The organism is Rhizobacter sp. AJA081-3 (genome assembly GCF_017795745.1).
Classification (GTDB): domain Bacteria; phylum Pseudomonadota; class Gammaproteobacteria; order Burkholderiales; family Burkholderiaceae_C; genus Piscinibacter.
In genome coordinates, this window is sequence record NZ_CP059067.1 from 649,545 (window position 1) to 674,874 (window position 25,330).

Sequence of the window (25,330 nt, forward strand, 5' to 3'; positions counted from 1 at the left end):
CGACCACCGTGGACCGCAGCGCGCTGCCTCGTCAACACCGCCTTCGGCCTGCTCCCGCCTGGGCGACCGCGAATGGGGCCTGCGATCGCACACCCGAACCACCTGCCCCAAGACCACCGAGGACTTCGTGACGGCAGGCCACCGTTGATGCCGGCAGGGCGGCGGTGGTGCCCGCGGGCGCAGGCCCCATTCGCGGTCGCCCAGGCGTGGGCAGGCCGGACACGGTGTTGACGCGGTGAGGATGGCATGCCGCGGTGGCCGCCCGCGAGCGTGGGCCGGAGCACGCGGGTACCGCCGGCGACCTGCGACCATGCCTGTCGCACGAAAGCAGACCAGCGAAGACCGCAACGGGCCGCAAGACGTCTGGTTCGGGCCTCAGGCCGGCAGGTGCTCGGGCGGCAGCCCGTCGCAGGCACGGTCCCACAGGCGCTGATAGAGCGCCTCGATGTCGCGGGCGAAACGCTGGCCGTCGAACAGCGATCCCGTGTTGCACGCCGTGCGCAATCGGTCACGGATGGCTGCGCGCCTGGCCTCGTCTTGGGCCAGTGCGGCCACGGTCGCGACGTAGCCGGCTTCGTCGCCGCAGACCAGTTCGTCCAGGCCGACCTGGTGCAGCAGGCTGGCGGCCACGCGCTGGGCGAAGGTCTGGCCGATCACGGTGACCACCGGCACGCCGACCCACAGCGCCTCGCCAGCGGTGGTGTGGGCGTTGCACGGCCAGGTGTCGAGGAAGACGTCGGCGCAGGCCAGGCGCGCCAGGTGCTCGTCCAGCGGCAGCAGCGGTGCGAACAGCAGCCGTTCGGGGCCGATGCCTCGCGCGGCGGCGGCGGCGAGCAGCGAGTCGCGCACGTTGGCATTCCATTGGAGCAGCCACAGTACGGCGTCGGGCAGGCGCTGCAGCAACTCGCACCAGCGGTCGAACACCGCGGCCGAGATCTTGTAGGACTGGTGGAAGCCGCACAGCAGCGTCTTGTCCAGTGGCAGGCCGAAGGCGGCGCGGTCGGCGCTCACTGGGCGCGCGCGACGCGCATCGTTCGGCTGGTAGCAGCCGGGCAGTTGCGCGATCCTCTCGGTGAAGTGCGCGGCATGGGCCAGCGGCGTGACGATCGGGTCGCCGACGATGTAGTCGATGTAGCCGGCGCCGCTGGTGCCGGGAAAGGCCAGCCAGTTCAGCTGCAGCGGCGCCGGCCGCGCGGCCAGCACCGGCAGCAGCGTGCCGTCGGTCGCGCCCTTCACGTCGACGAGGATGTCGATGTTCAGCTCGCGGATGCGCCGCGCCATCGCGTCGTGGCTGCGGCCGCGAACGTCCTCGAAACGATGGCAGGCGGCGCGCAGGCGCCGGCGCATCGGGCTGCCGTCGTCGGGGCCGGCCGAGACCAGCGTGACCTCGAAACGCTCGCGGTCGTGGCTCTCCAGCATCTGCACCATCAGCTGCGCGGTGGCGTGCTGGTAGAAGTCGCCCGACAGGTAGGCGATGCGCAGCCGCCCGCCATGGCGCTGTGCGCGGCGCGGCGGCAATGGCTTGACGAAGGTGCCGAAGAAGCGCGCGTAATGCTCGGCGACGCGGCGGATCGCGAGCGGATCGTCGCTCAGCACCGCGTGCACGAAGGGGTTGACCTGCAGCGGCGCGCCTTCGGGCAACGCGCGGATCGCCGCTTCGAGCGCCGCCCACTCGGCGTCGGCCGCTGCCCAGCGGCAGCCTTCACGCTCCATGTAGACGAGCAGGCCGCGTGCGAACAGGGCCTCGTCGAAGCCGAGCAGCAGCGCGGTGCGGATGCACTCGGCAGCCTCCAGCTTCATGCCGCAGTCGCGGAACGAGACGCCCAGGCGGTAGTGCGTGAAGGCGTCGTCCACCTTCAGCGCCAGCGACTGCAGGAAGCACTGGATCGCATCGGCGTGCAGCTGCCGGCCCTGCAGCTCGAGGCCGCGCGCGGTGAGCGCACGCGAGTCGAGCGCTGAGGCGGGGCGCGAGGCGACGATCGCCATCAGACCGCCGCCAGGTGCTCGGGTGCGAGCCCGGCCACGGCACGCGCCCACATGCGCTCGTACAGCGCCTCGATGTCGCGGGCGAAGCGCGCGCCGTCGAACAGCGCGCTGGCCCTTCGCTGTGCCGCCAGATGCTCGCGCAAGCCGGCGCGCCGGGCGGCATCGCCGGCCAGCGAGATCACGCGCGCTTCGTAGTCGGTCACTGTGGTGCAAGTGAGTTCATCCAGCCCCACCGCATGCAGCAGGCTGGGCGCCACGCGCTGCGCGAAGGTCTCGCCGATCACGGTGACCACCGGCACGCCCACCCACAGCGCCTCGCCGGCGGTGGTGTGCGCGTTGCACGGCCAGGCGTCGAGGTAGAGGTCGGCACAGGCCAGGCGGCTGAGGTGCTGGTCCAGCGGCAGCATGGGTGCGAAGCACAGACGCTCGGGGCCGATGCCTCTGGCGCGCGCCGCCGCTTCGAGCGCCGACTGCACGTTGGTGTTCCAGCGCATCAGCCACAGCACCGCGCCGGGCACGGCGTGCAGCACACGGCACCAGCTGTCGAACACCGCCTCGGAGATCTTGTACGACTGGTGGAAGGCACACAGCAGCGGCACGCCCTCGGGCGCGCCCCAGTCGCTGCGCTTCGATGGCGCGGGCAGCGCGCGCTGCGCGTCGTTGGGTTGGTAGCAGACCGGCATCTGCGCGAGCTTCTCGCTGAAGTGCGCGGCATGCGCCAGCGGCGTGGTGAGCGGGTCGCCGATGAAGTAGTCGACGTACGCTGCCCCTGTCGTGCCCGGGAAGCCGAGCCAGCTGACCTGCAGCGGCGCGGCGCGGTGGGCCGTCACCGGCATCAGCGTGCCGTGGGTCGCGCCCTTCACGTCGACGAGGATGTCGATGCCGAGCTCGCGGACGCGCCGGGCCATCGCCTCGTGCGACTGGCCGCGCAGGTGCTCGAAGTGCTCGGCGCTGGCCACGATGCGTGCGCGCAGCGGGCTGGCGTCGTCGGGGCCGGCGGAGAACAACGTCACCTCGAAGCGCTCGCGGTCGTGCCGTTCGAGCATCTGCACCATCAGCTGGCTGGTGGCGTGGGTGTGGAAGTCGGCCGACAGGTAGCCGATGCGCAAGCGGCCCTCGTGGGCCTTGGCCTTGCGCAGCGGCAGCGGGCTCACGCGGCTGGCCACGTGCTGCGCATACAGGCGCGCCACCTTCAATTGCTCCAGCGGGTCGTCGACGAACACCGCGTGCGGGAAGGGACCGGTCTCGCCCGGGCGGTCGGCCGGCGCGGTCTGCACGGCGCGGCGCAGCCTGGCGAGCTCGTCGGCAGCGGGGGCCCAGCGGCAGGCCTCGCGCTCCAGGAAGACGAGCTGCGCGCGGGCTGCGAGCTCGCTGCTGTCGAGGCCGAGCAGCAGGGCGGTGCGCACACATTCGGCGGCCTCGGCCTTCATGCCCTTGTCCTTGAACGACATGCCCAGGCGGAAGTGCACCACGGGTTCGTCGATCTTCAGGGCCAGCGCCTGCATGAAGGCGGGGATGGCGTCATCGTGGCGATGGCAGCGCTGCAGCGAAACGGCCAGCGACACCCAGAAGGCGTGGTCTCGCGGCGCGTCGGCAGGCAGCGCCTGCAGGCAGGCCACGGCCTCGGCATTGCGGCCGCGCTCCATCAGGGCGTGCGACTCCAGCGTGTAGGCCAACGTCAGAGACGGTCGCCGCTGGCGCAGCGACAGCGCCCGCTGCGCCGCCACGTCGGCGCGGCCCGCCTTGATGAGGGCGTGCGCGGCGGCCAGGCCGTAGGCCGACTCGTCGTGCATCGCGAAGGCCTGCTCGAACTCCAGCGCTGCCTGGCCCCAGTGCTCGCGCTGCGCACAGGATTGCGCTGCGCTCCACTTGCGGTAGGCGCGCTGCTGCGCCGGCGAGGCAGGCGAGGGCGGGGACGGCTGGGGCAATGACAAGGCCATGGTCGGGCGAGGTTACGCGCCGCATCCCGCTCGCCAGCGCCGGAAAAGGCAGGCCCGAGCCGGCTATTTCACGCCGGTCATTGCGGCCGCGGCGCGCCACTGCGCCGCGCGTTCGCGCCAGGTGCGTGCTTGCGCCTCCTGGCCCAGGCTCTGGTGGAAGGCCGCGAGGTTGTGCGCGGCGAGGAAGCTGCCGCGCCCTCGCACGCTGTCAGGCAAGTCGGGCCGCTCGCCGATGGCCACGGCGCGCTGCCAGGCGGCCTCGATGCGCGGCAGCAGGGCGGCGGCCTGCGCGGGCTGCGCCAGCGCGGTGTCGAGCAGCAGGTCGCCGAGCGTGAAGAAGAAGTCGGGCGAGTCCTGCCAGCGCGCCTGCTCGGCCTGTGCCAGGGCCAGCGCAGCCTCGAACCGGTGCGTCTTCTTCAGCGTGAAGAGCAGGCGCACCACCAGGTCGTGCCGCCACGCGGCGCTGGGCTCGCCGCGGCGGTGCGCCTCTTCATAGAAAGGCAGGGCTTCGGCGAAGCGCGAGCGCACCTCGAGGTCCTTGCCGAGCTGGTAGTGAAGATAGGCATCGTGCGGCTGCTCGGCCAGCGCCAGGCGCAGCAGGCGCTCGTTGCGCCCGGCCTTGGCCTGCTGCGATGCGGCCAGGTAGCCGTCGTGGCCCAAGAGCAGCGGCAGGCGGCGCCGCGGCAGCGGGCTCACCGGCTGTTCGTGGATGCGCCCCTCGTAGCGCACGCCGGCCGGCAGCACGCGCGGCAGCCAGCTGGGTGCCTCCTGCAGCAGACCGCCCTCGGCCTCGACCTGGCTGCTCACCGTGATCAGGCCGACGAAGGCCGGCGGCTCCCCGCGCAGCGCGGCCAGTGCGGCCTGCCCGCCGGCGATCCATTCGTCGGCGTCGAGGACGAGCCGCCACGGTGCCTCGGTGGCCGCGAGCGCGCGGTTGCGCGCGGCACTGAAGTCGTCGGCCCAGTCTGCCGATAAGACCCTGGCACCGCAGGCTGCGGCGAGATCGCGCGTGGCGTCGGTGGAGCCGGTGTCGAGCACGATCATCTCGTCGACCCAGGGCTTCGCGCTGTGCAGGCAGCGCTCGATGCAACGGGCTTCGTTGCGGACGATCATCACCAGCGCGATGGCTTCAGACATGGCCCTGGCATTGTCGCGCAGCACGCAGTCGCAACCGGATGTTGCCGTGCGGTCGATGTGAAGGTGGAAGGCCGTGCTATTTCCACGATCGACCGCTTGACGAATGGCTCGGACCGGGGGGTGGGATGCGCAAGCCCCCTCAAGTTCTGCAAAGCGCGCTCCGATAACCCTCGCAACGGTCCTGGCAACGGGGTCGTGTCCGGTTAGCCGGCCAATGGTTGAGCAGGGAGTTGAACTGCACGACACAACGGACGACTGGCGCGGGCGGTGCCGGTGGACGGGGCGACTCGTCACGTGCACTGGTATAGGCAAGGGTCGAAGCGGGGCACGCCCCACCAGGCCTGAGTTCAACGCCGGCAGCTAGGCCGGGAGTGTTATCAACTGACAGGAGTCTTCATCATGCCCATGACCATCAACACCAACGTGTCGTCGTTGAATGCGCAGCGCAACAGCCTCACCTCGAGCGCGTCGCTGGCCACCTCGCTGCAGCGCCTGTCCTCGGGTCTGCGCGTCAACTCGGCCAAGGACGACGCCGCCGGCCTCGCCATCGCCGACCGCATGAATGCCCAGATCAAGGGCATCAACGTCGCGATCCGCAACGCCAACGACGGCATCTCGCTCGCGCAGACCGCTGAAGGCGCGCTGGCCACCGTGACCGACGTGCTGCAACGCATGCGTGAACTGGCGGTGCAAGCCCAGAACGGCACCAACGGCACCAGCGACCGCGCCAACCTGAACACGGAATACCAGCAGCTGTCGGCGGAAATCACCCGCATCGCCGGCCAGACCAAGTTCAACGGCACGGCCATCGTCGGCTCGGGCGCCGGTTCCAACACCTTCCAGGTGGGCGCCAACAACGGCGACACGCTGACGATCACGACCTCGCAGGTCTCGACCGTCGCCGGCGACCTGACCACGGCGGCCAACGCCTCGACCGCGGTCGACGCGCTGGACACGGCACTGAACACGGTCACCACCAGCCGCGCCACCTACGGTGCCGCGATGAGCCGCTTCGAGTTCGCGATCAGCAACCTGCAGATCACGGGCGAGAACCAGCAAGCTGCCCGCGGCCGCATCATGGACGCCGACTTCGCTTCGGAAACGGCGAACCTGTCGCGTGCCCAGATCCTGCAGCAGGCCGGCTCGGCGATGGTCGCGCAAGCGAACCAGCTGCCGCAGAACGTGCTGTCGCTGCTGCGCTGATCGACCACGCCGCGGGCTCGTCCCGCGCGTTGGCAGGCCGCCCCCCGGGGCGGCCTTTTCGTTTGCGGGCCGCCCCGGCATCGAACTGGCCGGCCATTCCGGCGCTTTTCGCCGGACTGCCGGGATGGCAACTGCCGAAGAATCCGTTTGACAGGCCACACCTCCGAACGAGGCCTGAAGTCGCCGGTCGCAAGCCCGGCAGGAATCGGATCCTTCAGGAGCTTTCATGCCGCAGACCATCAACACCAACGTTTCGTCGCTGAACGCGCAACGAAACCTGAACACCTCGCAGAGTTCCCTGGCCACCTCGATGCAGCGCCTGTCCTCGGGCCTGCGCGTCAACTCGGCCAAGGACGACGCCGCCGGCCTGGCCATCGCCGACCGCATGAACGCGCAGATCCGCGGCATCAACGTCGCGATCCGCAATGCCAACGACGGCATCTCGCTCGCGCAGACCGCTGAAGGCGCGCTGGCCACCGTGACCGACGTGCTGCAACGCATGCGTGAACTGGCGGTGCAGGCGCAGAACGGCAGCAACGGCACCAGCGACCGCGCCAACCTGGACACTGAATATCAGCAGCTTTCGGCGGAAATCACCCGCATCGCCACGCAGACCAAGTTCAACGGCACGGCCATCGTCGGCTCGGGCGCCGGTGCGCAGACCTTCCAGGTGGGCGCGAACAACGGCGACACGATGACCATCACCACGTCGACCGTGACCACGGTGACGGGCGACATCCTGACGGCCGGCACGGCCTCGACGGCGATGAGCGGCATCGACGCTGCGCTGGACGCCATCACCACCAGTCGCGCCACCTACGGTGCCGCGATGAGCCGCTTCCAGTTCGCCATCAGCAACCTGCAGATCACCGGCGAGAACCAGAGCGCCGCGCGCGGCCGCATCATGGACGCCGACTTCGCCGCAGAAACGGCGAACCTGTCGCGCGCCCAGATCCTGCAGCAGGCCGGCACGGCGATGGTCGCGCAAGCGAACCAGCTGCCGCAGCAGGTGCTGCAGCTGTTGCAGGGCTGAGCCAGGCCCGTCGCGGCGCGGCTCAAGTTCGCGCCGCCGCGGCCGACAACCCGGTATCCGCACAGGCGGAGTCACGGGTTCGTTCCAGGCGCCGAGCGGACCCGAGCGGTTTCGCGCCGGCGCCGTTCGTCTTTGAAGAAGGGGCAGCACCATGGCCACCATCAGCTCACCGGGCATCGGCAGCGGGCTGGACGTCAGCTCGATCATCACGCAGCTGATGGCCATCGAGCGGCAGCCACTCAAGCAGCTCGAGACCGCCGAGACGAAGATCCAGTCGCAGATCTCCGAGGTCGGCAAGATCAAGAGCGCGCTGTCCAAGTTCCGCGACGTGGCAGCCAAGCTCGCCTCCACCGACTTCTGGCGCACCACCACCGGCAAGTCGAACAGCACGGCGGTGGGCGTGACCACCAGCAGCACCGCAAGCCCGGCGAGCTTCGCGGTCGAGGTGACGTCGCTGGCCAAGGCGCAGACCATCGCCGCGCCGGCCGTGGCCACGAGCAGCACGACGCTGGGCACGGGCACGCTGACGATCCAGCGCACCGGCGGCGGCGACCCGTTCGACGTCGCGATCGAGGCCACCGACACGCTGGCGGGCATCCGCGACAAGATCAACGCGGCCGGTGCCGGCGTCACGGCCAGCATCCTCACCGATGCCAGCGGCGCGCGGCTGGTGATGCGCGCCAACGCCACCGGCACCGACAACGCCTTCAACACCACGGTCAGCGGTACCGGCCTGGACGGCCTCACCTTCAACGCGGCCACGCAGACGGGCGGCGCCACGCCCGCGCAGCCGGCCGCCAACCTCGTGGCCACGGTGAACAACCTGCCGGTGAGTTCGGCCAGCAACACGCTGACCGACGTGTTCGACGGCGTGACGCTGACGATGACGGCCGAGACGGCCGGCCCGGTGACGATCGACGTCGCCGCCGACACCGAGACACTGAAGAAGACGCTCACCGAGTTCGCCACTGCCTACACCGAACTCTCCAAACTGATCGTCACCGACACCAAGTACGACGCGACCGCCAAGAAGGCCGGGGCACTGCAGGGTGACAGTGCCATCGTCGGCCTGCAGAACCGCCTGCGCTCGATGCTCGGCGCGAGCAGCGGCGCCTCGACGGCCTATGCGCGGCTGTCCGATGTCGGCTTCGAGATGCAGCAGGACGGCAGCCTGACGGTCAACAGCACCAAGCTCGACAAGGCGATCGCCAACCTGTCCGAGCTGAAGGCACTGTTCTCCAACTCCAGCCTCACCGACGCGAACCTCGACGGCTTCGGCAAGCGCTTTCGCGTGGTGGCCAGCGACATCCTGGGCATCGACGGTGCGCTGACCTCGCGCACCACTGGCCTGAGCGACAAGCTCAAGCGCAACCAGACCTCGCAGGACCGCATGGAAGAGCGCCTGGCGCAGACGCAGAAGCGGCTGGAGAAGCAGTACAGCATGCTCGATGCGAAGCTGGGCACGCTCAACGGCCTGAGCACCTACGTGACCAATCAGGTCGCGCAGTGGAACAAGGCCTGATGCGGCAGCGCTGAAGGCCGGATCAGCCCGGGATTAACGGGCGTCCGGCGACTCAAGTCGCACGGTGGTGGGCCGATATTCATCGCAAGTCAACCAGCAAGAGGCCTTCGATGTTCGCAGCCACCTTCTCCAAGCCGCGCGCCATGCATTCGCTGGCCAGCGCGTACCAGCAGGTCGGGCTCGAGACCGCCACCTCGAACGCGACGCCGCACAAGCTGATCGAGATGTTGTTCGACGGCTTCCAGGACGCGATCGCGCGGGCCCGCGGCGCGATGCTCGCCCGGCAGATAGAGGCCAAGGGCCGTGCGATCAGCCATGCCGCGCGCATCGTCGAGGAAGGCCTGAAGGCGGGCCTCAACCTGGCCGACGGCGGCAAGCTGGCCGCCGACCTGGACGCGCTGTATGCCTATGTGGGCATGCGGCTGACCCACGCGAACCTGCACAACGATGCCCAGGCCCTGGACGAATGCGCCAGCCTCATCGAGCCGGTGCGCAGCGCCTGGGCCGAGATCGGCCCGCGCGTCTCCAAAGCGGCGCAGTGACGGCCGATCCCCCATGACCTTCTGCGGAACGCCTGCCATGCCGTCGCAACTGCTCAACTACTACGAAGCCATCGAACAAGCCAGCCAGGACATGCTGGAAGCCGCACGCAGCGGCAACTGGGACCAGGTGGTCAAGCTCGAAGGCGCCTGTGCGCTGCTCATCTCGCAGCTCAAGCATGCGGCTTCGGCGCAACCGCTGCCCACCGAAGAGGCGCAGCTGAAGTCGCGCATCATGCAGCGCATCCTCGTCAATGACGCCGAGGTGCGCCAGCTCGCCGAGCCCTGGCTCGAGCAGCTCGACGAGCTGCTCGCCGGCCGCACCAAGACCCTGCACTGAACCCCTTTCTTCTGCGCAGCGACATGGAAACATTGCCGATGCCGCTGGACTCGCTGGCCGCCCAGAACGGCGGGCTGGACGAGTTCCGCATCACCGCGCCGCGAGAGATCACGGCCATGCTCAAGCAGTTTCAGGACGGCAACGTGCTGCTGAACCTGAACGGCAGCAACGGCGCGATGCTGTCGACCACGCTGTGGTCGCTGGACCCGAATCGCGGGCAGCTCAGCTTCAGTGCCGACGCCAACATGCCGGTGACCCAGCGTCTGATCGAATGCGACGAGGCCGTCGCGGTGGGTTACCTCGACAGCATCAAGATCCAGTTCGACGTGCAGGGCCTGGTGCTGGTGCGCGGCATCGGCGGCAGCGCCATCAGCGCGCGCTTGCCGCGCGAACTGTTCCGCTTCCAGCGGCGCAACTCCTTCCGCGTCCGGCCGCTGCTGCGCAGCTCGCCGCTGGCGCGCGTGCGCCACCCGGCGATCGCCGAGATGCAGCTCGCGCTGCGCGTCATCGACGTGAGCATCGGCGGCTGCGCGCTGTTCCTGCCCGACGACGTGCCGGCCATCCAGGCGGGCATGGTGATGAACCAGGTGCAGATCGATCTCGATGCCGACACGCGGCTGGTGGCCAACCTGCGCATGCAGCACGCCACCGTGCTCAACCCGGAGGCCCGGGGCGCGCGGCTGGGTTGCGAGTTCGTCAACCTGGCCAACGACGCGGAGCGTATCCTGCAGCGTTTCATCGACCAGACGCAGAAGCGGCGCCGGCTGATGTCCCTGGACTAGCGCCGGGACCGACCGCACACGCGGTCAAAGTCACACTCCGTTACGACTTTGGGGATTCACCCCTCAAGTCCGGCGATGGCGTGCCGATTCTCATGCCATAGCGACTTTCGCCCCTTCAAGGAGCGCAACATGAGCGTCAACCACGTCTCAGGCGTCGGACGCGTCGTGCTGCCGGCGACGCCGAGCCGACCAGCCGACACCCCGACCTCGGGCACCCCGCCCAAGGGCGCGGCGTCCTCGCTCGTCCAGCTGGACGAGTCCACGCAGCAGCCGATCCCGCCGCGGTTTCCGTGGCTGAGCCGGCTGGCGCGCGAGCTGGAGCCGGCGTCCAAGCAGCCCTCGCCCTATGGCACGGTGCCGATCCTCGGCGAGAAGCTCGACAAGCAGGCCTGAGCAGAACATCCGGGCCTGAGCGAGCCGCTCAGACTTGCATGTTCATGATCTCGCTGTAGGCGGACACGAGGCGGTTGCGCACCGTCACCGTGGCCTGGAAACCGATCTGCGCCTTCTGCATCGCAACCATGGTTTCCTCCAGGCTCACCGAGGGGTTGTCCATCTGCAACTCGCGCTGCAGGCGGCTCGCCTGGTTCTGGCTGTTGCTCACCGAGCCGAGCGCCTGGGTCAGCGCCTGCTGGAAGCCGGTGCCCTCGACGGCGCGGCCTGCCTTCAGCGGCTGTCCGTTGGTGGCCAGGCCCGCTCTTGCAGCGGCCTGGGCGAAATCGAAAGGTTTCAGCGTGACGTTCATGGCATGCCCTCACCATGGGGGGATGGCGTGACTGTAGTCACTGCCGGTCAGCGCGGTGGCGCGAACTGGCCGCGGTTTGACGGGCTGTTCGCGGCATTCGCGGGGCTCAAGTTCTCGAACAATCGGTTTCGATCCGGGCGCATTTCCGCCCCGGGCCACTACCGATCGCCCATGGACAACGCCGTCGTCGCCAGAACCAACGCCAACGCACTGCCCCTGGTCGAACCCGCCGGGTTCGGCGCCCGTGTGGCTGCCGTGCCGCTGAAGGCCAAGCTGAGTTTCGCCCTCGGCATCGCCGCGCTCGGCGCGGTGGTGCTGGCGATGACGATGTGGAGCAGCCAGGGCGACTACAAGGTGCTCTACGCCAACCTGTCCGACAAGGACGGCGGTGCCATCATCGCGCAGCTTTCGCAGATGAACGTGCCCTACCGGCATGCCGATGGCGGTGCAGCCATCCTGGTGCCGGCGGCCAAGGTGCACGACGTGCGCCTGAAGCTCGCCGCTGCCGGCCTGCCCAAGGGCTCGGTGGTCGGCTACGAGCTGATGGACGGCGCGCGCTTCGGCCAGACGCAGTTCCAGGAGCGGCTGACCTTCCAGCGTGGCCTCGAAGGCGAACTGACCCGCTCGATCACCGCGCTGGCCGCGGTGCAGAACGCCCGCGTGCACCTGGCGCTGCCGAACCAGAACGGCTTCTTCCGCGAGCAGCAGAAGCCCACCGCCTCGGTGATGCTGACGCTGTACCCGGGCCGCACGCTGGAGCGCGCGCAAATCGCCGGCATCGTGCACCTGGTGTCGTCCAGCGTGCCCGAGATGAACCCGAAGGCCGTCAGCGTGCTCGACCAGACCGGCGCGCTGCTCACCGCCAGCGCGGAGAACCCGCAGGCCGGCCTCGACGCGCAGCAACTGCAGTACGTCAACCAGGTCGAGGCGGGCTACCAGAAGCGCATCTTCGAACTGCTCGAGCCGCTGGTCGGCCGCGACAACCTGCGCGCCACGGTGACCGCCGACGTCGACTTCTCGCAGACCGAGGCCACCGCCGAGGAATTCGCGCCCAACCAGGGCGACAAGGCCAGCATCGCGATCCGCAGCCAGCAGGTCAGCGAGAGCAGCGGCAGCAACGGCGCCGCGCCCAGCGGCGTGCCGGGCGCCGCCTCCAACCAGCCGCCGGTGCCGGCCACCGCGCCGGTGACGGGCACGCCGCAGGCGCTGCAGGCGGCACAGGGCGGCGGCGCCAACGCCAACACGCGCCGCGACGCAGTGACCAACTACGAGGTCGACAAGACGGTGCGCGTGACGCGCAACGCCACCGGCACCGTCAAGCGCCTGAACGCCGCCGTGGTGGTGAACCACCGCAGCGTGACCGACGCGAAGGGCAAGACCACCACCACGCCGCTGTCGGCCGAGGAGGTCGAGAAGCTGACCGCGCTGGTGCGCGAGAGCATCGGCTTCAAGCAGGACCGCGGTGACTCGGTGAAGGTGATCAACGCGCCGTTCAAGGTCGACCCGTCGGCCAAGGTCGATCCGCTGCCGCTGTGGAAGCAGCCGGAAGTCATCGACATGCTGCGCGCCGCCGCGGTGCCTGCCGGCCTTGCTCTGGTGGCGCTGATCGTGTTCTTCGGGATGATCCGCCCGGCGATGAAGGCCGCGCTCGCGCCGCCCCCGCCGCCTGCGCCGGGTGCGCAGCTCAACGCCGTGGTCGACGACGACAACGCGCTGCCCGAGAGCGCGATCCCCGCCCTGCCGGCACCGAAGACGAACGAACACCTGGACGCCGCGCGCGCGCTGGCCAAGGAAAACCCCGCGGCGGTGGCGAACATCGTGCGCGGCTGGGTAAGCGGCGAGGCGTGACAGGACCATGAGCATGGACGACGAAGGCACCGAAAACGCAGCGATCCTGTTGATGTCGCTCGGCGAGGAAGAGGCCTCCGAGGTCTTCAAGCACCTCGCACCGAAAGAGGTGCAGCGACTGGGCGAGACGATCGCACGCATGAAGTCGATCCCGCGCGAGCGCGTCGAGGGCGTGCTGGTCAAGTTCTCCGAAGTGGCCGGCGAGCAGAGCATGCTCGTCACCGACACCGACGAGTACGTGAAGACCGTGCTGCGCCGGGCGCTCGGCGACGACAAGGCCAACCTGCTGATCGACCGCATCCTGCAGGGCGCCGACGTCACCGGCATCGAGAGCCTGAAGTGGATGGATCCGGGCTCGGTGGGCGAACTGCTGCGCAACGAACACCCGCAGATCGTCGCGGCGATCCTGGTGCACCTGGACTTCGACCAGGCCGGCGCCGTGCTGAAGACCTTTCCGGAGCGGCAGCGCAACGAGGTGATGGTGCGCATCGCCACGCTCGACGGCATCCAGCCCTCGGCGCTGAAGGACCTCAACGAGGTGATGAGCAAGGTGCTGGCCGGCGGCGACCGCCTGAAGAAGGCCTCGCTGGGCGGCGTGAAGACGGCCGCCGAGATGATCAACCTGATGGGCAGCAGCGTCGAGACGGCGGTGCTCGACTACATCCGCGAGGTCGACAACGACCTGGCCCAGAAGATCATGGACAACATGTTCACCTTCGACGATCTGGAGAAGATCGACGACAAGGGCATCCAGTCGCTGCTCAAGGAAGTGCAGAGCGAATCGCTGGTCATCGCGCTCAAGGGCGCGACGCCGGAGATGCGCGAGAAGGTGTTCAAGAACATGTCCACCCGCGCCGCCGAGACGCTGCGCGAGGACCTCGAGTCGCGCGGCCCGGTTCGCGTCTCCGAGGTCGAGGCCGAGCAGAAGGAAATGCTCAAGATCGTGCGCCGCCTGGCCGACGAGGGCCAGATCGTCCTGGGTGGCGGTAGCGACGACGAGTTCCTGTGATGAGCAACCCGAAGGAGCGCATCCGCCAGGTGCCGCCGCCCGCCGGGGGCGGCAAGGGCGCCAGCATGTACGCGCGCTTCATCCCGCGCGAGGAACTGTCGTCCTTCGCGGCCTGGTCGCCGGGCTCGCTGTCGGGCGAGGAGGAGGCCGCCGCGGCCGCTGCCGCCGAGCCGCAGCTCAGCCCCGAGGAACAGCAGGCCGAGGCGCTGCGCGCCGCGCGCCAGGGCGGTTACCACGACGGCTACCGCGACGGCATCGCCGCGCTGGAGAGCTTCAAGCAGAGCTTCGCCTCGCAGGCCACGGCGCAGGTCGGCGCGCTGATGAAGTCCTACGGCGACCAGATGGACATGCTGCAGCAGGCCATGGCCAGCGCGCTGGCCGACGCCGCCACGGCGCTGGCGCGGCAGGTGGTTCGCGGCGAGCTGGCTGCCAATCCGCAGCAGATCGCGACGGTGGCGCAGGAAGCGCTGGAGACGCTGCTGCTGTCGGCCCGCCACGTGACCGTGCGTGTGCATCCCGACGACCAGCCGCTGGTCGCGCAGGGCGCCGAAGAGGTGCTCGCCGCACGCGGCGCGCGGCTGCTCGCCGACGCCGGCGTGACGCGCGGCGGCTGCATCGTCGAATCCGACATCGGCATCATCGACGCGAGCATCGAGTCGCGCTGGCGGCGCGCTGCCGCGGCGCTGGGCTCCGAAGCGCCGTGGACGCCGGAGGCCGCCGAATGATCACCACGCCGATCGAAACACGTGCGCTGGCGACGACCGAGCACTGGAACCGCTTCCTCGCGGACCTGCGCAATTTCTCGGCCGAACCGGTGCCGCTGGAGACCGTGGGCCGCCTCGTGCGCGTGGCCGGCCTGGTGCTCGAGGCCACCGGCATCCGCCTGCCCGTGGGCTCGGTGTGCGAGGTGCGCATGGACGGCGCCCCGCCGGTGACCGCCGAGGTGGTGGGCTTCAACGGCGACCGGGCCTACCTGATGCCCACCGGCGACGTGCATGGCCTGGCCAGCGGCGCGCGGGTCATTCCGCGGCCGACGCCGGTGGTTCCTCTCAAGCTCGGCGCGGCGCGCCACCCCTGGCGCCGCGGCGAGGACCGCACGTTGCACCTGCCGGTGGGCGACGGCCTGCTCGGCCGCGTGGTCGATTCGCACGGCCACCCGATGGACCGCAAGGGGCCGCTGGACCACGTGCACAACGAGCCGCTGATCCGCCGCCCGATCAATGCGATGGACCGCGAGCCGGTGCGCCGGCCGCTGGACACCGGCGTGCGCGCGATCAACGCCATGCTCACCGTCGGACGCGGCCAGCGCATCGGCCTGTTCGCCGGCACCGGCGTGGGCAAGTCGGTGCTGCTGGGCATGATGGCGCGCTACACCGAGGCCGACGTGATCGTCGTCGGGCTGATCGGCGAACGCGGACGCGAAGTGAAGGAATTCATCGAGGACATCCTCGGCGAAGAGGGGCTGGCGCGCGCCGTGGTCGTGGCGGCGCCCGCCGACGCGCCGCCGCTGGTGCGCATGCAGGGCGCCAACTACGCCACCGCGATCGCCGAGCACTTCCGCGACCGCGGGCTGAACGTGCTGCTGCTGATGGACTCGCTGACCCGCTATGCGATGGCGCAACGCGAGATCGCGCTGGCCATCGGCGAGCCGCCGGCCACCAAGGGCTACCCGCCGAGCTGCTTCGCCAAGCTGCCGCAGCTGGTGGAGCGCAGCGGCAACGGCATCGCTGGCGGCGGCTCGATCACCGCCTTCTACACCGTGCTCAGCGAGGGCGACGATCCGAACGACCCGATCGCCGACGCCGCGCGCGGCATCCTCGACGGCCACATCGTGCTGTCGCGCGAGCTCGCCGAAGCCGGCCACTACCCGGCCATCGACATCGAGAAATCGGTCTCGCGGGTGATGACCAACGTGGCACCGCAGCCGCACGTCGAGGCGGCTCGCCGCCTGCGCCAGCTGCTGGCCAAGCACAACAAGGCGCGCGACCTGATCCAGCTCGGCGCCTACGCACCCGGGCACGACGCCGAGCTCGACACCGCCGTGCGCCTGTTCCCCGCGATGCGCGGCCTGCTGCAGCAGGACATGCGCGAGAGCGCTCCGCTCGAAGCCAGCGTGCGCCAGCTGCGCGCCGTGGTGGCGGGCTGAGCGCGATGAACCGAATCGACGCATTCACTGACCGATGAAGAACCTGCAACCGCTGATGGCCCTGCTGTCGCACGCCGAGCGCGAACGCGACGACGCGCTGGCGCACCGGCAGCGCATGCAGGAAGCGCTGGACGCGGCGCGTGCGCAATCTCGGCAGCTCGCCGACTACCGCCGCGAGTACGAGCAGCGCTGGGCCGAACGTTTCGCGCAGCCCGGCCAGATGGACCTGCTGCGCTGCTACCACGGCTTCGTGACCCGCCTGACCCAGGCCATCGAGCACCAGGCGCGCGTGGCCACGCAGGCCGAGCACCAGCTCGAGCGTGCGCAGGAAGCGCTGCAACAGCAGGAGCTGCGGGTGGCCTCGGTGCAGAAGCTGATCGAACGCCGCGTCACCGAGATCCAGCGCAAGGGCGAGCGCCACGAGCAGAGCCAGCTCGACGAGATGGCCTCGCGCGCCGCCTGGAACCGCCTGGCCGCCGCCACCACCCGCTACTGAGAACGCGCCCCATGCAGATCCAGCCTCCGTTCGCGTTGCAGCCCTCCGCCTTGCCGCAGACCGCCGAGTCCGCCGGCACGCCGGGCGCGCCCGGAGGCGGCTTCGCGCAGCTGATGGCGAACACGCGCAGCGAACGCGAGTCCGTGCAGTCGCGCGACGCCGCGGCCGACCATGATTCCGCCGACGCGGTCGAAGGCGAAGACGCCGCCGAGCCGTCGACACGCCCCGACGAGGGCCGCGCAGCGCGACTGCGCCATGCCGGTCGCACGCCGCAGGCGCCCCACGCCGAAGCCCGGCCCGCAGCGAAGCCGCCGGAGCCCGCCGACGAGACGGCGCGCACCCCCGACGCGCCGGCCACGGTGAAGGACGCTGCTGCGATGGACCCGGCGCTGGCGCAGTGGCTGGCGCAACTGCATCTGCCGCCGGCCGATGCGGCCGCGCCGAAGATCGCATCCAACGACAGCCCGGTCTCGCCCGGCGACGACGCCGTCCCGACCCCGTCCGGTGGCCGCGCCGCCGAGGTGCCCACGGCAGACAACAGCCTCCCCGGCACACGCCCCGGCGATCGCACTGGCGCCGGGCTGGCCGAACGCACCGGTCGCGAGTCGCCGGCCGTCGCGCTGCAAGCGGCCGCGCAGGCCGCAGAGGAATCGAAGGCGGCCTCGGCGCCGGCCGAGCGCGAGACGGCTGCCGTTGCCGCACCGCAGGGCTTCTCGCTGCCGGCTGGCTTCGAGCCGGCCCAGGCGGCCGCGGCGCTGCGTGCCGAGGCCGCGAGCCCGACCGTGGCAGAAGCCGCTGCCGCCGTGGCGGTTCCCGTGCCGCTCGATTCGCCTGACTTCGCGCAGGCCTTCGGCGTGCAGGTCAGCGTGCTCGCGCGCGACGGCGTGCACGAGGCGCGGCTGCACCTGAACCCGGCCGAGATGGGCCCGGTGTCGGTGCAGATCGCCATGGACGGCGAGCGTGCCCACATCGATTTCGGCGCGCAGGCGGCCGCCACCCGCGCCGCCATCGAGGCGAGCCTGCCCGAGCTGGCTGCCGCACTGCGCGATGCCGGGCTCACGCTCAGTGGCGGTGGCGTGTCGCAGCACACGCCGGGCCGTGGCGACGCCGGGCGCGACGGCCCGCCCGATGGCGCGGCGAGCACGACGCGCGAGCGGGAGGCCTCCGCCACCGGTACGACTTCACGGCCCGCGTGGCGGGGCCGGGTCACGGCCGGCGGCGTCGATCTCTACGCCTGATCCACGCCAGCCGCCCCGGCCGCGGACTGGCGGTCAATCCGCCCCCTTTTCGCCGCATCGGTGCAGGGGGCGGTTTTCATAATCCACTGCAATGCCCGGCCATGGTGCCGTGCCTGCCCACGAAGGAGAGCCGATGTCTGCCGCTGCCGCTCCAGGCGCCGAAGTCGCTGCCGCTGCGCCGCCCGCCAAGGGCAAGAAGAAGCTGATCATCATCATCGCGGCGGTGCTGCTGCTGGCCATCGCCGGCGGCGGCGGCGCGGTCTTCTACATGAAGAAGAAGGCGGCCGAGGCCGCTGCGGCCGCCGAGGCCGAAGGCGACGGCGAAGATGCCGGTGCCCACGGCAAGAAGAAGGACGCCAAGCACGACGCCGCGCACGTGCCGACCTTCCTGCCGCTGGAACCCTTCGTCGTCAACCTGGCCGACAAGGAGACCGACCGCTACGCGCAGATCGGCATCACCCTGGAGATCGCGGACGCCAAGGTCGCCGACCAGCTCAAGGCCTACATGCCTGCCATCCGCAACGGCATCCTGATGGTGCTGGCGCACAAGTCCTCGGCCGAACTGCTCGAGCGCAAGGGCAAGGAGTCGCTGGCCGCCGAGATCATGCGCGAGACGGTGCGCCCGCTGGGCATCGAGATCGACGCGCCCGAGCCTGAGCCGGAAGCCGCCGCTGCGGACGACGCGGCCGCAGACGACGCCGACGCGCCCAAGCCGAAGAAGAAAAAGAAGAAGGCCGCCAAGCCGGCTGTCGAGAACCCCGTGAAGCACGTGCACTTCTCGAATTTCATCATCCAATGAACCAGCAGATCCTTTCGCAGGACGAAGTCGACGCGCTGCTGCAGGGCATCACTGGCGAGAGCCAGAAGCTCGAGCAGGAAGAGGCGCCGAGCGGGGGCATCCGCTCCTACGACCTGTCGAGCCAGGAACGCATCGTTCGTGGGCGCATGCCCACGATGGAGATCATCAACGAGCGCTTTGCGCGCAACATCCGCATCGGGCTGTTCAACTTCATCCGCAAGAGCCCGGAAATCGCCATCGGCGGCATCAAGGTGCAGAAGTACAGCGCCTTCCTGCGCGAGATCGTGGTGCCGACGAACTTCAACATCGTCAGCGTCAAGCCGCTGCGCGGCAGCGGATTGATCGTGTGCGACCCGACACTGGTGTTCGCCGTCATCGACGCGCTGTTCGGCGGCGCCGGCAAGTTCCACACGCGCATCGAGGGGCGCGACTTCTCGCCCACCGAGACGCGCATCATCACCCGCCTGGTCGAGGTGGTGATCGCGGAGTACAAGAAGGCCTGGCAGGGCATCTACCCGCTCGAGCTGGAGTACCAGCGCTCGGAGATGCAGCCGCAGTTCGCCAACATCGCCACGCCCAGCGAGATCGTCGTGGCCACCTCCTTCACGCTGGAGATCGGGGACACCAGCGGCACCATCCACTTCTGCATCCCGTACTCGACGCTGGAGCCGATCCGCGACGTCCTGTACTCGACGATGCAGGGTGACTCCAACGAGCCCGACCGCCGCTGGGTGAACCTGCTGAAGAACCAGATCCAGTCCGCCGAGGTGGAGCTGGTTGCCGAGCTCGCGCATGCCGACGCCACCGTCGAGCAGCTGCTGTCGTTCAAGCCGGGCGACTTCATCGAGCTCGACCTGAACAAGTCCATCGAGGCCAAGGTGGTGGGCGTGCCGGTGTTCGCGTGCCAGTACGGCACCAGCGCCGGCAAGTACGCATTGAAGATCGATCGAACGTTGACCGGGTCGAACATGTCCTGGTTGGGAGACCACAATGTCAGCTGAAACCCCCGCCGCCGAAGAACAGGACGCGATGGCCGCCGAGTGGGCCGCTGCGCTCGCGGAGGCCAAGCCCAACGAGACGGCCTCCGAGGTGCAGCCCGAGCAGGTGGCGCCGGCGTCGTTCACCAACTTCTCGCCGACCACGGCGACGAACGCGGGCAACGACATCAACATGATCCTGGACATCCCGGTGCAGCTCACCGTGGAGCTGGGCCGCACGCGCATCCCGATCAAGCACATCCTGCAACTCGCCCAGGGCTCGGTGGTCGAGCTCGACGCGATGGCCGGCGAGCCGATGGACGTGCTCGTCAACGGCTACCTGATCGCGCAGGGCGAGGTGGTGGTGGTGAACGACAAGTTCGGCATCCGGCTGACCGACATCGTCACGCCCAGCGAGCGCATGCGCCGCCTCAGCAAGGGTTGAGATGACATCGAGCGGATTGACCTCGCTGCTGTGGTTCATCGCGATCCTCGCGCTGATCCCGGCGGCACTCTGGCTGCTCAAGCGCACCCCGGTGGGTGGGGCGGGCAGCGCGAACCTGATGAAGAGCGTGGCGGCGTTGCCGCTGTCGGCCAGCCAGCGCATCGTCACCATCGAGGTGGGGCAGGGCGACTCGCGACGCTGGCTGGTGCTGGGCGTCACGCCCTCGAGCATCACCACGCTGCACACGATGGAGCCCGTCGAAGGCGCCGCGCCGGCCGCGCCAACCGGCCCGGCGTTTGCCGGCCTGCTGGCGAAACTTCAGCGTCCTGCGGGTGATGCCGATGCGCGCTAAGGCCTGGTCGCTCCTGGCCTTGACGGCACTATCGGCCGTTCCTGCAGCGGCTTTAGCGCAGGGCGCCGGCCCGGGCCTGCCACTGGTCATCGGCCAGGGCGCCGGCGGCACCAGTTACTCGGTGCCGGTGCAGACGCTGCTGTTCTTCACCGCACTGAGCTTCCTGCCCGCAGTGCTGCTGATGATGACCGGCTTCACGCGCATCGTCATCGTGCTGAGCCTGCTGCGCCAGGCCATGGGCACGCAGGCCGCGCCGCCCAACCAGGTGGTGGTGGGGCTGAGCCTGTTCCTGACCTTCTTCGTGATGGGGCCGACGATCGACCGCGTCTACGCCGACGCCTACCAGCCCTACGCGGAGAACAAGATCGCCTTCGACGAGGCGCTCAAGCGCGGCGAGGTGCCGATGCGCGAGTTCATGCTCAAGCAGACGCGCCAGTCCGACGTGATGCTGTTCGCCCGCCTGGCCAAGCTCGACCCGGCGGTGAAGACGGCCGAGGTGCCCTTCAAGGTGCTGGTGCCGGCCTTCGTGACCAGCGAGCTCAAGAGCGCGTTCCAGATCGGCTTCCTGATCTTCATCCCGTTCCTGATCATCGACATGGTGGTCGCCAGCGTGCTGATGAGCCTGGGCATGATGATGCTCAGCCCGGTGCTGGTGGCGCTGCCCTTCAAGCTGATGCTGTTCGTCCTGGCCGACGGCTGGAACCTGCTGCTGGGTTCGCTGGCGGCAAGTTTTGCGACTTAGGAAACCCATGAATCCGCAACAGGTGTTCACCTACGGCCAGGAAGGCCTCTACACGCTGCTGATGGTGGCCGCGCCGATGCTGCTCACCGTGCTGGCCGTCGGCCTGCTGGTCAGCATCTTCCAGGCCGCCACGCAGATCAACGAGGCCACGCTGACCTTCGTGCCGAAGATCCTCGCCGCGGTGGCGGTGCTCGCCGTCGCGGGGCCGTGGATGCTGACCACGCTGGTGGAGTACCTGCAGCGCACGCTGCAGGCGATCCCCACCGTCGTCGGTTGATCACCGGCTGAATACCCGGCCCGAATCGTGCTGACCTTCACCGAGGCGCAGATCCTCGCCTGGGTCACGCCGATCCTGTGGGCCTTCCTGCGCGTGCTGGCGCTGTTCGGCACGCTGCCGGTGATCGGCCAGCGCGCCGTGCCCATGCGCGTGCGGGTGGCGCTGGCCTTCCTGATCGCGCTGTGCGCGCAGGCCACGCTGCCGCCGGTCGCACCGATCCCGCTGGACTCGGCACTCACCTTCCTCGTCGTGCTGCAGCAGATCGTCATCGGCGTGTCGATCGGTTTCGCGGTGCGCATCGTGTTCGCCGCGGTGGAGTTCGCCGGTGAACTGGTCGGCCTGCAGATGGGCCTGAACTTCGCTGGCTTCTTCGACCCCGCCACCGGCGGCCAGACCACCGCGGTGAGCCGCTTCTTCGGCGTCACGGTGAGCTGGCTGTTCATCGTCACCGGCGGTCACCTGCTGGTGATCGCAGGCGTCATGCAGAGCTTCCAGTCGTTCCCGGTCGGTCCCGAGCCCTTCGCCTTCGTGAAGGCCGCGCAGCCGCACCGCTGGGGCGCGGAGGTGTTCGCCATCGGGCTGTGGATCGCGCTGCCGATGGTGGCGATGCTGCTGTTCGTCAACCTTGTGATGGGCATCGCCGCGCGCGTGGCGCAGCAGCTCAACCTGTTCGCGATCGGTTTCCCGATCACGCTGGGCGTGGGGCTGGTCGGCGTGCTGCTGACGCTGCCGATGATGCAGGCGCCGTTCACGTTGGCGCTGGAGCGCATGCTCCAGCACTTCCAGTAGCCGCGCGGTTCAGGCGGAGGCGAGGATGGCGTCGTAGCGCCGCATGAAATCGGTCGGCAGCTCGAAGTAGGGCAGCGCACCGGCCTCGAACACGTCGAAGCGCCAGTTCGGCCGCGAGGTATAGGCGGCCTTGCCGCGGTAGTCGACGAAGTCGCCGCGCGTGCCGTGCGACATCCAAACCGGCATGGCCAGCGCGTCGTACAGCGCATTCACGTCGCCGGAGAACAGGCCGCCGCCGAGGAAGTGCAGCGGCGCATGGTGCGCGCCGGGCTGCCGCGTGATCAAGGTGTCGTAGTGCCAGAGGTCCTCGTCGATCGCCTTCGACCCCCAGGTCTTCTCGAGGAAGAAGCGGATCACGCCCGGATGCGTCAGCGCGCGGAACAGTCCTGCGCCCCACAGCGGTGCCGACAGCACCGCGTGCAGCCCCGGCACCTTGCGCGTGCTGCCCGGCGGGCCGAGCCGCCGCGTCGTGCCGCTGAAGCCGGTCGGGCTGACCAGTGCGACGCTGCGAAACGACGCGGGTGATTCGACCGCGGCGCGCGCGAGGAACTCGCAGCCCAGCGACACCGCCAGCGCGTCGATCGGCACCGGCCCGTGCAGGCGCCGCACTTCCTGCACGACGGCCAGCACCGCGTCGGTCATCAGGCGCGGGCTGTAGGGACGGTCGCCGTGTTCGGACAGGCCGAAGCCCGGCAGGTCGAAGGCGATCACCGGGCGATGCTGGCGGTAGTGCTCGTACAGCGGGCGCACCTCGCGCGCCGAGCCGGCGGCGTTGACGCTGTGCACCAGCAGCAGCGGCAGGGTGGTGGCGGCCTGGCTGGGCACGCTGCGGTAGACGCGCAGCCGGCCCGCGGCGCTGTCGAGGTCGTAGCACTCGCCTGCGAGGGCGGGTGGCAGGGCGGGCGACAGCGTGGGGCTCATGGGTCGGGGTGGCGGCGGCCCACTATAGCCGCGCGCCGCGACGCGGCGCCGGCGCGCTCGCCAGCAGCTCGGCGAACTGCTTCAGGGTCTGCGTCATGCAGGCGCGGCGTTCACGCAGGCTGCCGCGCTCCTGACCGAGCGGTCCGTCGACCAGCAGGCAGGCCAGGCCGTGCACCTGCGACCAGTGCAGATTCGCCCAGACCTCGACGGCCTGGCCCTCGTGCAGCAGCTGGACCAGGCGGCGCAGTTCGGCATGGGCCCGCTCGCCCGCGGCCTGCACCCCGGGGAATCGCGCCGGGTCGCACACGTCGGGCCTGAACATGATGCGAAACACGCCCGGATGTTCGAGCGCGAAGCCGACGTAGGCCTGGCCCGAGGCGATCAGGGCCTCGCGCCTGCCGGCCACGGCGACGCGGTCGTTGGCCTGCGCGAGCCGGCGCGACAGCTCGTCGAAGCCCTGCGTGACCAGTTCGGCCAGGATGGCTTCGCGGTCGGCGAAGTGGTGGTAGGGCGCCTGATGCGTGACGCCGGCGCGGCGCGCCACCTCGCGCAGGCTCAGCGCCGCCACGCCCTGTTCCTCGAGCAGTTGCTCGCTGGTGAGCAGGATCCGCTGGCGCAGGTCCGGCGGGGCGGGCGGTGCGCTGGCGAGAGGCGGCTTGAGGCGGCGATCAACCATGGCGGAGCGGGTGCGACTTGACAGTGTCCAGTGTAGTGCCTAGGATTCGCGTCACTCACTTGACACTGTCTAGCCGCCTCATGGAATCGACCCCCGACCTGGTCTTTCGACTGGCCAACGGCGCCGCCTTGCTGGGCTGGGTCGCGCTGCTGGCCTTGCCGCCGTCGGCGCGCTGGAGCGCCAGCGTGCGGCGTGTCGCCGGGCGGGTGATGCCCTTCCTGTTCAGCATTGTCTACGTGGCGATGCTGGCCACCCACTGGAATGGCGAAGGCGGTTTCGGTTCGCTGGCGCAGGTGCGCGCGCTGTTCGACGTGCCCGGGGCCCTGGTCGCCGGCTGGCTGCACTACCTGGCCTTCGATCTCTTCGTCGGCAGCTGGATCGCCGAACGCGCCGCCGCGCTCGGGCTGCCGCACTGGCAGGTAGTGCCGGTTCTTCTGCTGACCTTCCTGTTCGGTCCGGCCGGCCTGCTCGCCTTCGTGCTGTTGCGCGCGCTGCGCCGGCCTCAGTCTCTCAGGCTGCGGACTGGAGCGGCGTCATGAACGGCGGCAAGCCGCTGCTGGCACCGTGCGCCCCTGAAGGTGTCGGCGGCCCGCGCGCATGGTGGCGCGAGGCGATGGCGCGCCAGCCCGAGCTGACCGTGTTTGCGCTGCTGCTGTGGGCCGCCATGCTGCCGCTGCTCGCGCTGCACGGCCTGGATGACCGCAGCCTGCGCGGCGTCGGCGTGTGGGTGAAGCCGTTGAAGTTCCTCGCCTCCACCGGGCTCTTCGCGCTGACCACGGCCTGGTTCGTCGGCCTGCTGCCGGCTGGGCGGCGGCGCGACGGCAACGTGCTCGTGGTCGTCTGGACCGTCATCGTCGCCAGCCTGCTGGAGAACGGCTACATCGGCTGGCAGGCCGCCCGCGGCGAGGCCTCGCACTACAACTTCAGCGATGCCTGGCACATCGCGGCCTATTCTGCGATGGGCGCCGTCGCGATGGCGCTGGCGGCCACGCAGTTGCTGCTGGCCTGGCAGATCCTGCGCCACGGCCGCGACGACGTCGATCCTTTCTGGCGCCGTGCGGTGCTTACGGCGTTGATTCTTACCTTCGTGCTCGGCGCCGGCGCCGGCGGGACGCTCGGATCGATGCAGCCGCCGGCCAACGCAGGCCTGCCGCTGTTCGGCTGGCACCTCGCTGGTGGCGACCTGCGCCCGGCGCATTTCATCGGGCTGCACGCGCAGCAGCTGGTGCCGCTCGCTGCGCTCGCGATGGCCGCCTGGCCCCGGCGGCAGCGTGCGATGACGCTGTTCGTGGCAGCCTACGTGCTGCTGTGGGCGGCGGCGATGGCGCTCGGCCTGCACGGTGCCCGGCTGACCGTGCCCTACGGGCCAGCGGCCTGAAGCCGGCCGG

General features: G+C 69.8%; 28 protein-coding genes. 22 read left to right on the plus strand and 6 right to left on the minus strand.

Going from position 1 to position 25,330, the window contains the following annotated elements; translation table 11 throughout:
- Positions 1 to 375: 375 nt before the first annotated feature.
- From HZ992_RS03220 to HZ992_RS03230, 3 genes are all read right to left on the minus strand, one after another.
- Positions 376 to 1,986 (minus strand): O-linked N-acetylglucosamine transferase, SPINDLY family protein, encoded by a 1,611-nt coding sequence (locus tag HZ992_RS03220; protein WP_209385259.1) that lies wholly within the window; start codon positions 1,984 to 1,986, stop codon positions 376 to 378.
- Positions 1,986 to 3,926, minus strand: coding sequence for an O-linked N-acetylglucosamine transferase, SPINDLY family protein (locus HZ992_RS03225; protein WP_209385260.1), 1,941 nt, complete (start codon positions 3,924 to 3,926; stop codon positions 1,986 to 1,988). The genes HZ992_RS03220 and HZ992_RS03225 overlap by 1 nt, the downstream gene beginning before the upstream one ends.
- Before the next feature lie 63 nt (positions 3,927 to 3,989).
- Positions 3,990 to 5,063, minus strand: coding sequence for a glycosyltransferase family 2 protein (locus HZ992_RS03230; protein WP_209385261.1), 1,074 nt, complete (start codon positions 5,061 to 5,063; stop codon positions 3,990 to 3,992).
- Between the two features lie 399 nt (positions 5,064 to 5,462).
- Between HZ992_RS03230 and HZ992_RS03235 the strand changes: the two genes are divergently transcribed.
- From HZ992_RS03235 to HZ992_RS03265, 7 genes are all read left to right on the plus strand, one after another.
- Positions 5,463 to 6,266, plus strand: a complete 804-nt coding sequence (locus tag HZ992_RS03235) for a flagellin N-terminal helical domain-containing protein (protein WP_209385262.1) — start codon at positions 5,463 to 5,465, stop codon at positions 6,264 to 6,266.
- 226 nt (positions 6,267 to 6,492) lie between these two features.
- Positions 6,493 to 7,299: a flagellin N-terminal helical domain-containing protein gene (locus tag HZ992_RS03240; protein ID WP_209385263.1), complete on the plus strand. Its 807-nt coding sequence runs from the start codon at positions 6,493 to 6,495 to the stop codon at positions 7,297 to 7,299.
- 151 nt (positions 7,300 to 7,450) lie between these two features.
- Positions 7,451 to 8,821 carry a flagellar filament capping protein FliD gene (gene fliD / locus HZ992_RS03245; RefSeq protein ID WP_209385264.1) on the plus strand — a complete coding sequence of 457 codons (1,371 nt, stop codon included), beginning with the start codon at positions 7,451 to 7,453 and terminating at the stop codon, positions 8,819 to 8,821.
- A 110-nt stretch (positions 8,822 to 8,931) separates the two neighbouring features.
- Positions 8,932 to 9,363 (plus strand): flagellar export chaperone FliS, encoded by a 432-nt coding sequence (gene fliS, locus HZ992_RS03250; protein ID WP_209385265.1) that lies wholly within the window; start codon positions 8,932 to 8,934, stop codon positions 9,361 to 9,363.
- A 37-nt stretch (positions 9,364 to 9,400) separates the two neighbouring features.
- Positions 9,401 to 9,700, plus strand: a complete 300-nt coding sequence (locus HZ992_RS03255) for a flagellar protein FliT (protein ID WP_209385266.1) — start codon at positions 9,401 to 9,403, stop codon at positions 9,698 to 9,700.
- Positions 9,701 to 9,723: 23 nt separating this feature from the next.
- A complete protein-coding gene (locus HZ992_RS03260) occupies positions 9,724 to 10,482 on the plus strand; it encodes a flagellar brake protein (RefSeq protein ID WP_245213339.1) in 759 nt (252 codons plus the stop codon).
- A 129-nt stretch (positions 10,483 to 10,611) separates the two neighbouring features.
- Positions 10,612 to 10,875, plus strand: a complete 264-nt coding sequence (locus HZ992_RS03265) for a hypothetical protein (RefSeq protein ID WP_209385267.1) — start codon at positions 10,612 to 10,614, stop codon at positions 10,873 to 10,875.
- A gap of 28 nt (positions 10,876 to 10,903) precedes the next feature.
- Here the strand turns inward: HZ992_RS03265 and fliE are convergent, their stop codons facing one another.
- Positions 10,904 to 11,227, minus strand: coding sequence for a flagellar hook-basal body complex protein FliE (gene fliE, locus HZ992_RS03270; protein WP_209385268.1), 324 nt, complete (start codon positions 11,225 to 11,227; stop codon positions 10,904 to 10,906).
- A 171-nt stretch (positions 11,228 to 11,398) separates the two neighbouring features.
- Here fliE and fliF point away from each other — a divergent pair, with 171 nt between their 5' ends.
- The 13 genes from fliF to fliR all read left to right on the plus strand — a co-directional run bounded on the left by fliF (position 11,399) and on the right by fliR (position 22,345).
- Positions 11,399 to 13,075 (plus strand): flagellar basal-body MS-ring/collar protein FliF, encoded by a 1,677-nt coding sequence (gene fliF, locus HZ992_RS03275; RefSeq protein ID WP_209385269.1) that lies wholly within the window; start codon positions 11,399 to 11,401, stop codon positions 13,073 to 13,075.
- Positions 13,076 to 13,088: 13 nt separating this feature from the next.
- A complete protein-coding gene (gene fliG / locus HZ992_RS03280; protein ID WP_209385270.1) occupies positions 13,089 to 14,084 on the plus strand; it encodes a flagellar motor switch protein FliG in 996 nt (331 codons plus the stop codon).
- The gene (locus HZ992_RS03285; RefSeq protein WP_209385271.1) at positions 14,084 to 14,809 is read left to right on the plus strand and encodes a FliH/SctL family protein; all 726 of its coding nucleotides are present in this window, start codon (positions 14,084 to 14,086) and stop codon (positions 14,807 to 14,809) included. Before fliG ends, HZ992_RS03285 begins: the two co-directional genes overlap by 1 nt.
- Entirely contained in the window at positions 14,806 to 16,230 is a 1,425-nt protein-coding gene (fliI, locus tag HZ992_RS03290) for a flagellar protein export ATPase FliI (RefSeq protein ID WP_209385272.1), read from the plus strand. The genes HZ992_RS03285 and fliI overlap by 4 nt, the downstream gene beginning before the upstream one ends.
- A gap of 34 nt (positions 16,231 to 16,264) precedes the next feature.
- The gene (fliJ, locus tag HZ992_RS03295) at positions 16,265 to 16,726 is read left to right on the plus strand and encodes a flagellar export protein FliJ (protein ID WP_209385273.1); all 462 of its coding nucleotides are present in this window, start codon (positions 16,265 to 16,267) and stop codon (positions 16,724 to 16,726) included.
- 11 nt (positions 16,727 to 16,737) lie between these two features.
- A complete protein-coding gene (locus HZ992_RS03300) occupies positions 16,738 to 17,964 on the plus strand; it encodes a flagellar hook-length control protein FliK (RefSeq protein WP_209385274.1) in 1,227 nt (408 codons plus the stop codon).
- Between the two features lie 133 nt (positions 17,965 to 18,097).
- Positions 18,098 to 18,763, plus strand: coding sequence for a flagellar basal body-associated FliL family protein (gene fliL / locus HZ992_RS03305; protein ID WP_209385275.1), 666 nt, complete (start codon positions 18,098 to 18,100; stop codon positions 18,761 to 18,763).
- Positions 18,760 to 19,764: a flagellar motor switch protein FliM gene (gene fliM, locus HZ992_RS03310; protein ID WP_209385276.1), complete on the plus strand. Its 1,005-nt coding sequence runs from the start codon at positions 18,760 to 18,762 to the stop codon at positions 19,762 to 19,764. Before fliL ends, fliM begins: the two co-directional genes overlap by 4 nt.
- Positions 19,754 to 20,185 (plus strand): flagellar motor switch protein FliN, encoded by a 432-nt coding sequence (gene fliN / locus HZ992_RS03315; RefSeq protein WP_209385277.1) that lies wholly within the window; start codon positions 19,754 to 19,756, stop codon positions 20,183 to 20,185. Before fliM ends, fliN begins: the two co-directional genes overlap by 11 nt.
- A 1-nt stretch (position 20,186) precedes the next feature.
- Positions 20,187 to 20,537, plus strand: a complete 351-nt coding sequence (locus HZ992_RS03320) for a FliO/MopB family protein (RefSeq protein WP_209385278.1) — start codon at positions 20,187 to 20,189, stop codon at positions 20,535 to 20,537.
- Positions 20,527 to 21,279 (plus strand): flagellar type III secretion system pore protein FliP, encoded by a 753-nt coding sequence (gene fliP, locus HZ992_RS03325; RefSeq protein ID WP_209387026.1) that lies wholly within the window; start codon positions 20,527 to 20,529, stop codon positions 21,277 to 21,279. The genes HZ992_RS03320 and fliP overlap by 11 nt, the downstream gene beginning before the upstream one ends.
- Before the next feature lie 7 nt (positions 21,280 to 21,286).
- Entirely contained in the window at positions 21,287 to 21,556 is a 270-nt protein-coding gene (gene fliQ / locus HZ992_RS03330) for a flagellar biosynthesis protein FliQ (RefSeq protein WP_209385279.1), read from the plus strand.
- A gap of 27 nt (positions 21,557 to 21,583) precedes the next feature.
- Positions 21,584 to 22,345 (plus strand): flagellar biosynthetic protein FliR, encoded by a 762-nt coding sequence (fliR, locus tag HZ992_RS03335; RefSeq protein WP_209385280.1) that lies wholly within the window; start codon positions 21,584 to 21,586, stop codon positions 22,343 to 22,345.
- 9 nt (positions 22,346 to 22,354) lie between these two features.
- Here fliR and HZ992_RS03340 read toward each other — a convergent pair whose 3' ends face one another.
- Positions 22,355 to 23,266: an alpha/beta hydrolase gene (locus HZ992_RS03340; protein ID WP_209385281.1), complete on the minus strand. Its 912-nt coding sequence runs from the start codon at positions 23,264 to 23,266 to the stop codon at positions 22,355 to 22,357.
- 22 nt (positions 23,267 to 23,288) lie between these two features.
- Positions 23,289 to 23,942 (minus strand): TetR/AcrR family transcriptional regulator, encoded by a 654-nt coding sequence (locus HZ992_RS03345; protein ID WP_209385282.1) that lies wholly within the window; start codon positions 23,940 to 23,942, stop codon positions 23,289 to 23,291.
- Between the two features lie 80 nt (positions 23,943 to 24,022).
- Between HZ992_RS03345 and HZ992_RS03350 the strand changes: the two genes are divergently transcribed.
- Together HZ992_RS03350 and HZ992_RS03355 are read left to right on the plus strand one after the other, a co-directional pair.
- Positions 24,023 to 24,481: an ABA4-like family protein gene (locus HZ992_RS03350; protein WP_209385283.1), complete on the plus strand. Its 459-nt coding sequence runs from the start codon at positions 24,023 to 24,025 to the stop codon at positions 24,479 to 24,481.
- A complete protein-coding gene (locus HZ992_RS03355; protein WP_209385284.1) occupies positions 24,478 to 25,320 on the plus strand; it encodes a hypothetical protein in 843 nt (280 codons plus the stop codon). The genes HZ992_RS03350 and HZ992_RS03355 overlap by 4 nt, the downstream gene beginning before the upstream one ends.
- Positions 25,321 to 25,330 lie beyond the last annotated feature (10 nt).